7 protein-coding genes are annotated in these 5,727 nt (G+C 33.8%); 5 read left to right on the top strand and 2 right to left on the bottom strand.

Features of this window, described 5'->3' with window-relative positions:
- Positions 1–248: 248 nt before the first annotated feature.
- Positions 249–647 carry a HEPN domain-containing protein gene (locus tag EVJ48_10105; protein RZV36680.1) on the bottom strand — a complete coding sequence of 133 codons (399 nt, stop codon included), beginning with the start codon at positions 645–647 and terminating at the stop codon, positions 249–251.
- Positions 644–979, bottom strand: coding sequence for a nucleotidyltransferase domain-containing protein (locus tag EVJ48_10110; protein ID RZV36681.1), 336 nt, complete (start codon positions 977–979; stop codon positions 644–646). The genes EVJ48_10105 and EVJ48_10110 overlap by 4 nt, the downstream gene beginning before the upstream one ends.
- Positions 980–1,724: 745 nt before the next feature.
- Between EVJ48_10110 and EVJ48_10115 the strand changes: the two genes are divergently transcribed.
- The 5 genes from EVJ48_10115 to EVJ48_10135 form a co-directional block, all read left to right on the top strand.
- Positions 1,725–2,483: a hypothetical protein gene (locus EVJ48_10115; GenBank protein ID RZV36682.1), complete on the top strand. Its 759-nt coding sequence runs from the start codon at positions 1,725–1,727 to the stop codon at positions 2,481–2,483.
- Between the two features lie 1,056 nt (positions 2,484–3,539).
- Entirely contained in the window at positions 3,540–4,460 is a 921-nt protein-coding gene (locus EVJ48_10120) for a site-specific integrase (GenBank protein ID RZV36683.1), read from the top strand.
- The gene (locus EVJ48_10125) at positions 4,457–4,897 is read left to right on the top strand and encodes a hypothetical protein (GenBank protein RZV36684.1); all 441 of its coding nucleotides are present in this window, start codon (positions 4,457–4,459) and stop codon (positions 4,895–4,897) included. Before EVJ48_10120 ends, EVJ48_10125 begins: the two co-directional genes overlap by 4 nt.
- A 34-nt stretch (positions 4,898–4,931) precedes the next feature.
- Entirely contained in the window at positions 4,932–5,159 is a 228-nt protein-coding gene (locus EVJ48_10130) for a DNA-binding protein (protein ID RZV36685.1), read from the top strand.
- A 2-nt stretch (positions 5,160–5,161) separates the two neighbouring features.
- A partial coding sequence (locus EVJ48_10135) for a hypothetical protein (GenBank protein RZV36686.1) occupies positions 5,162–5,727 on the top strand: 566 nt, incomplete at its 3' end.

Raw genomic sequence — 5,727 nt, forward strand, 5'->3', positions numbered from 1 at the left:
TAAGTAAGATTTTAATCTGCTTTAATTATTTTCGGCGGCCTAATTATCCCCGCCCTCCCGCCCTAACGTCTTAAATAAATATGTATATTAAATTATATTATGTATATTATACAAGATTTATTTATTTATTCTCTCACTCTCGCCTGAGTTTGCCAGAATTTTGCTTCTGAAACGATTTATGAAAAAATAACCGGGTAAATTGTTACGTATTATTTTTATTCTAATCAATTAGCGAGGGAGGTAAAACATTATTTAATTTTAACTTTAACAAATTCTTTTACATTCTCTGCAATATATATCGCTTGATTGCTTTCTTCAACGGACGGTAGATAAAAGTCGTCCGGATATCTCGCTTCGATAGAATAATTTGTTAATCTATCGGCATCGTTATCCGATATTAGTTGTTCAAAATCTTTATCTATATCCTTGCAGTAATCGATTAATTCGCTAATATCGTGAGTTTTTAAAGATTTTATTATTTCTATACCGTTGAAAACAAGATATGCTTTTAAATATTTTTCAACGCACTGCTGGGCGTGAAAACAGACGGTGTCGGTAGCGGGATCGTTTGCGGTTATTTCATCTTTAGCCGTTTTCAGATCATGGTCTGCTTTAATTATCCAGAGATTTACTAATTCGTCATTCATACGGCTAAGCCTTCTTTTAATGCAAAATATGCTACATAACCGGATTGTTTTTTTCTTTCGTTTACGATATTAAGAGGCTGAATAAGTATATCGCTCGATATTCTTAATTTATTTCTCAGTCCCCTTCTAATATCTCCGGATACTCTTATTTTTGTATCTCTTTCCATATTTTTATCTACGACGACATAAAAGTCCCAATCGCTATCCTCTTTATAGTCACCTCTTGCACGGGAACCGAAAAGATAAATTGCTTCGGTTTTATATCCAGCTTTTTCGACTTCTTCAGTAATTATTAGTTTTGCGGTATTTAATATATAATTTTTATTTTCCATAGATTAATTATATCATTATTTATAAATTTTTATAAATAAACTGGATTTCCCAAAACTAAAATTAAAGTCAGATTTAATCACTCTGGCGGACATAAAAGCTTCACTTTTATAAGCGCCCGCCTCCATATTCGCACTCTCGACTGCGTTTGACTTGGTCGGGATGTTTTTGTTTAATAAAATAATGTATGAAGTGTGAACACTGCCGGAAATAACCATTAACGTTCGGTTAACGCCTCTATAACCCCCTGCGGTCAAGCGTGCATACGCTTGTCAGGTTCGGGCGGAAGCCCGATACAATGCTTTTAAATGTTTGTTTCGCCGTAGTTTAATTTTGCCGCAAGGCTTGGTTTTCAAACCGCTTGCCGGTTTGGAAACCAAAATAAAACGAAGCAAGAAACAAACCTCAACATCGTTGTTTAAATTGTTGCGGATTACAAAATTAATTAATTCTGCAATATATCCGCAAACCCGCTCTCTGTTTGTATTTTTGAGCTTTAGCGAAAAAATACAAACAGAGAGCTAACGACAAAACCTGTTTTAAATAAAAAGTTAAAGAAGGATTTGCGCCGACAGGAAAAAAGTTGCCGGATTATTTTTAACTTGGCTATAAGTTTGCAACGTTCAATAATATATGCTAAAACATATATCATGAATAAATTAACTTATTTAATGAATAATTTTTATGGAACGGTTTCAGGATATTAAAAACATAATTCGGACAATATCGTCAACGAATGGATTAAGTATGCCAGAGGCTATATTTATTATAGAAAAAGCGATGGAAAACGTTTTTTACGGCAAATACAGGGTTGTATTTGATGATTCCTATGATTTATACGCCGAAAACGATGATGAAAAGATACTTATATCGTCGCTTAAGGACGTGAGAAATATCAGGCATAAGATATTTTTAAAAGTTATTAACCTGAAAAATGAGTATATAAGCAATTTGAGAGACAGCATTTCTCTTAAAGAGATAGTTTTGGAGATTAACAAAGAAGCCAATAAATTAAGCACTTCAAAGGATTGGGTTAAATATAATTATTTAATTTCTAAACACATTAGGGGTATGATAGTATCTAAAACGGACGAGTTCTACATTGTTGATATAGGGGTGGGTAAAATCGCATATTTGCCGTTATCGGAAGGTTATTACGAAACTTTTAAAAAATATCCATTTTTCGTTAAAAGCGTTGTCCGTCATTTCGACAAAGGTTTTGTCCGTATATTTTTATCTAAGCCTAAAATAAAAGCGAAACAGGAACGTTCCGGCAAGAAGTTGACGGAAATATTTAAAGACGGCAAGACGGGAAAAGTCGTAAGTCATAAAATAACTGTATTGGTTACGGATAGTTTTGTATGGGTTTACGAAACGAATCATAAACCCATACAGCATACGGAAACGCTTTATAGAAAAGAATTTGTGAAAGGAGATAATTTATCGCGCGTGATAGCCTTATCCGAAGCGGAAAGTTTTTTTAGGCAAATTAATAAAAAGTCTTGACATAGAATTTAAAAATATGAGAAAATAAAATCAATTAATTAGAAATATCTTTCATGCTTCGTTTACGGTATCTCTCTTAAGAGAAAAACGAAAGCACTGCCGGTTATGCACACATTTTGTTTACCTTTTTCAAGTAGTATTTTTGGGGGTGTGTTCAGCAAGAGCTTTTTAGATTAAACAACTTGCTGATTAGCTTAAAACCGGAAATTATAACAAAAAGCGAAAAGATTTTAAATTCAAAACTTAAAATCAACAAAAGGGATACCACTGAAAATTTATCCCCGAAGATTTATCCACGCGGTTGAGTTTTAAAATTATTATTTTAAAGTAGACACCGCCGTTAGATAATTGCCTTTAATAATTATCTATTTTATCCATTCTACGGACAATTTTGTCCAAAAATCCTAAATTTAAATAATATTAAAAATTATTTATTATTATTTAAATCCTATTAGAAATTATTATTTATTTTATTATAATATCCGCTTTTACGGATAATCTATAATTCTTTAAATAATAAAACATTAATAAAATCCTTAAAATTTTAAATTTATTTAACACCTGTTTTCAGGTATAGGGATATTTTTATTTTTTTAGGATTTTACTTTTTGGCGGTCATAGCATTTCTTTGTTTTATTCAATTTACCGCCCCCTAACGCAAATCACGCTAATCTATTTTACACACCCCCGCCTTAAAGGCGGAGAGAAAGATTTGCGGCACTAAAACGCCCGTATTGCCGGGAAACTTCTTATCTAAAAAATATATAATAAAACTGCATACCCAGTTATGCGGTTCATTCCTGTTTCAAACAATCCCATTATTTTAGGCTTTTCAAAGATTTTATCGCCGCTAATTTAGCCCGTCGGAGCTTTTTTGCAACAAACCATTCCGATTTTATTCAAACAAGAAAATCTTAACGCTTTGTTTATGCGCTTTTCTTAATTAATTTAAGAAAAATAAACAAAAGGACAAACACCTTTCTAAAAAGTTTCTGTTCTAAACTTATGTATGCGACAGCTTTATCTAAAATATATTTAAATAGGAGATTTTGTATTATGAAAGGTAGCGTAAAGTGGCAAGTTACGGAAATTTTTAAAGAGATAAAAGAAATCGGAAATTCAAAATACGCCGCTAAAAATTTAGCACGGCAAAATGGGGCGCATGGTTCGGCTGGTATTGCAAAAGAAACGGGTATCTATGGCTATCGAACGAATGACACATACAGGGATGATGTCGTTAAATTTGGCGATTGGGCAAAAGAAAATTTAAAACTCAAAGATCTAACCAAAACCGATGCTCCGGCCGTTATAGCATATCTAGAAAGCCGGATAGCCGATGACAATGCACATGGTACTTTTCAGGGCGATAAAGCCGCGCTGAATAAGTTTGAAGTAGCTCTAAATAAGTACTCCCAGAGCCATAATCTTGGCAAAACTTACGACTTTAAACTCAACGAAACCTTTAAGGATAGCCATAAATCTTTGCGACACGCGGATGTCCGGGCTTACAATAAAGCAACTGTAGATAAACTTCTAAACATGGAAAACAAAGCCGTAAATCTTGCCGTTAGGTGCGCTTTAAACGCCGGCTTGCGTAAATCAGAAATCTTAAAATTAGGTTTAAAGCCAGATAGCATTACTAACAATAATATCAACGTTTACGGCGGAAAGGGCGGCAAGGATAGGACAATATCCGAAATCGCTGACAAGTCTTTAATTACCGATATTAAAATATTTTTAAAAGAAAATAATATAGAAAAATTCGGCGATGCCGTTACTGGGAGTAAGATAAATTATGAAATCCGCAAGGTATTAGGGGATACCGGGTCAATTCACGCATTAAGGCATAACTATGCAATAAATTGCATAAAAGAATTTGAAATGAAAGGGTTTTCGCATGTCGAAGCCGTTCATTTAACAAGCTTGCAACTCGGACACAACAGAAATGAAATTATAGAGGGGGTTTACTCAAAATGATTGATACGGAAAAATTGCAAATTTTATTAAATCGCCGCAAAGACAAATTCAGAATACTTCAGGAAACATTTAACTTAACGGCAAATCTCTTAAACATCGATATAGATAATTTTAACGATAAACTTAATGCCGCTTTAGCTAAAATTATAAACCTGCTCGAACTTGAAGCGCAATCTAAGCGGACGACTGGGCGAATCCTAACTAACAGCGACTACAAAGCTATCGGTATTTTTCAAAAAAGGATTAAAAAACTTAAAAACAAAAGAAAACCGGCATTGAAGGAAAATAGGCTCATTAGGTTAATGCCCAAAATATATAAAATTAAAGAAAAAAAGGGGCTGAGTTTTAGGGAACTAGCGGAATACATAAAGGAAAAATATCATATTGAAGTAAATTTTACTTATCTAAATAGAATTTACAAAAAGATTAACAAATAAATTTTATGGATTTAAGGGAGCCTAAAATAAATAAATGAAAAAACTCTTAACGGTTAAAGATGTTGCGGATTTGTTATGCGTAAGCCCGAAGACGCTTTACCAGTGGGCTGAATACGGGTCTATCCCCTGCTTTAAACTTAACGGAAGCTTAAGGTTCGACGAAGAAAAAATAACCGAATGGGTAAATTCTAATGAAAAAAAATCAATTGTTGGGTATAATAACCTTAAAGGCGGAGTGCCCATGAAAAGGAGGTGTAATTAAACATGGGCATCTTCAGACGAAAAGGGTCGGAATTTTACTGGATGGATATAATCGCAAACGGCAAAAGATACCGGGAGTCCACGAAGTCCAAAAACAAAAAACAAGCCGAAGCGGTTTACGCAAACAGGTATTTTGAAATCGTAAACGGAAAAACGATTAAAAATGTCGAACCTAAGGCAAAGGAAGACAGATTCACCTTTGCGGAGCTTGCGGAAAAATATTTGGCGTGGGTTTACGGAAAACAGGTATCGTACGGCAATAAAAAATCCGCTATAAATTGCTTTTTTATAAACAGGTTTAAATATTTAGACGATATTAAAATCTACGATATAGAAAAGCTGCAAAGCGAATTAATCGCAAAGGGGTATCAAAAATCCTATATCAATAAAACGTTTTCGGTATTTAAGCATATGTTTACGAAAGCGTTAGATTGGGAAATGATCGACGAAAGCGCTTTGCAAAGGGTAAGAAGGGTTAAAAACCTAACCGGCACAAATAAAATCCTAAGGTATCTGACCAAAGAAGAAATAGAAGTCTTAATCTCAAACTGTCCGCCGCATTTAAAACC

The sequence above is a fragment of the Candidatus Acidulodesulfobacterium acidiphilum genome, from assembly GCA_008534395.1.
GTDB lineage: Bacteria > SZUA-79 > SZUA-79 > Acidulodesulfobacterales > Acidulodesulfobacteraceae > Acidulodesulfobacterium_A > Acidulodesulfobacterium_A acidiphilum.

Excerpts from the sequence above, each read along its gene's own strand:
- EVJ48_10125 (RZV36684.1), top strand. The coding sequence starts at position 4,457 with ATGATTGATACGGAAAAATTGCAAATTTTATTAAATCGCCGCAAAGAC.
- EVJ48_10110 (RZV36681.1), bottom strand. The coding sequence starts at position 979 with ATGGAAAATAAAAATTATATATTAAATACCGCAAAACTAATAATTACT.
- EVJ48_10115 (RZV36682.1), top strand. The coding sequence starts at position 1,725 with ATGCCAGAGGCTATATTTATTATAGAAAAAGCGATGGAAAACGTTTTT.
- EVJ48_10120 (RZV36683.1), top strand. The coding sequence starts at position 3,540 with ATGAAAGGTAGCGTAAAGTGGCAAGTTACGGAAATTTTTAAAGAGATA.
- EVJ48_10105 (RZV36680.1), bottom strand. The coding sequence starts at position 647 with ATGAATGACGAATTAGTAAATCTCTGGATAATTAAAGCAGACCATGAT.
- EVJ48_10130 (RZV36685.1), top strand. The coding sequence starts at position 4,932 with ATGAAAAAACTCTTAACGGTTAAAGATGTTGCGGATTTGTTATGCGTA.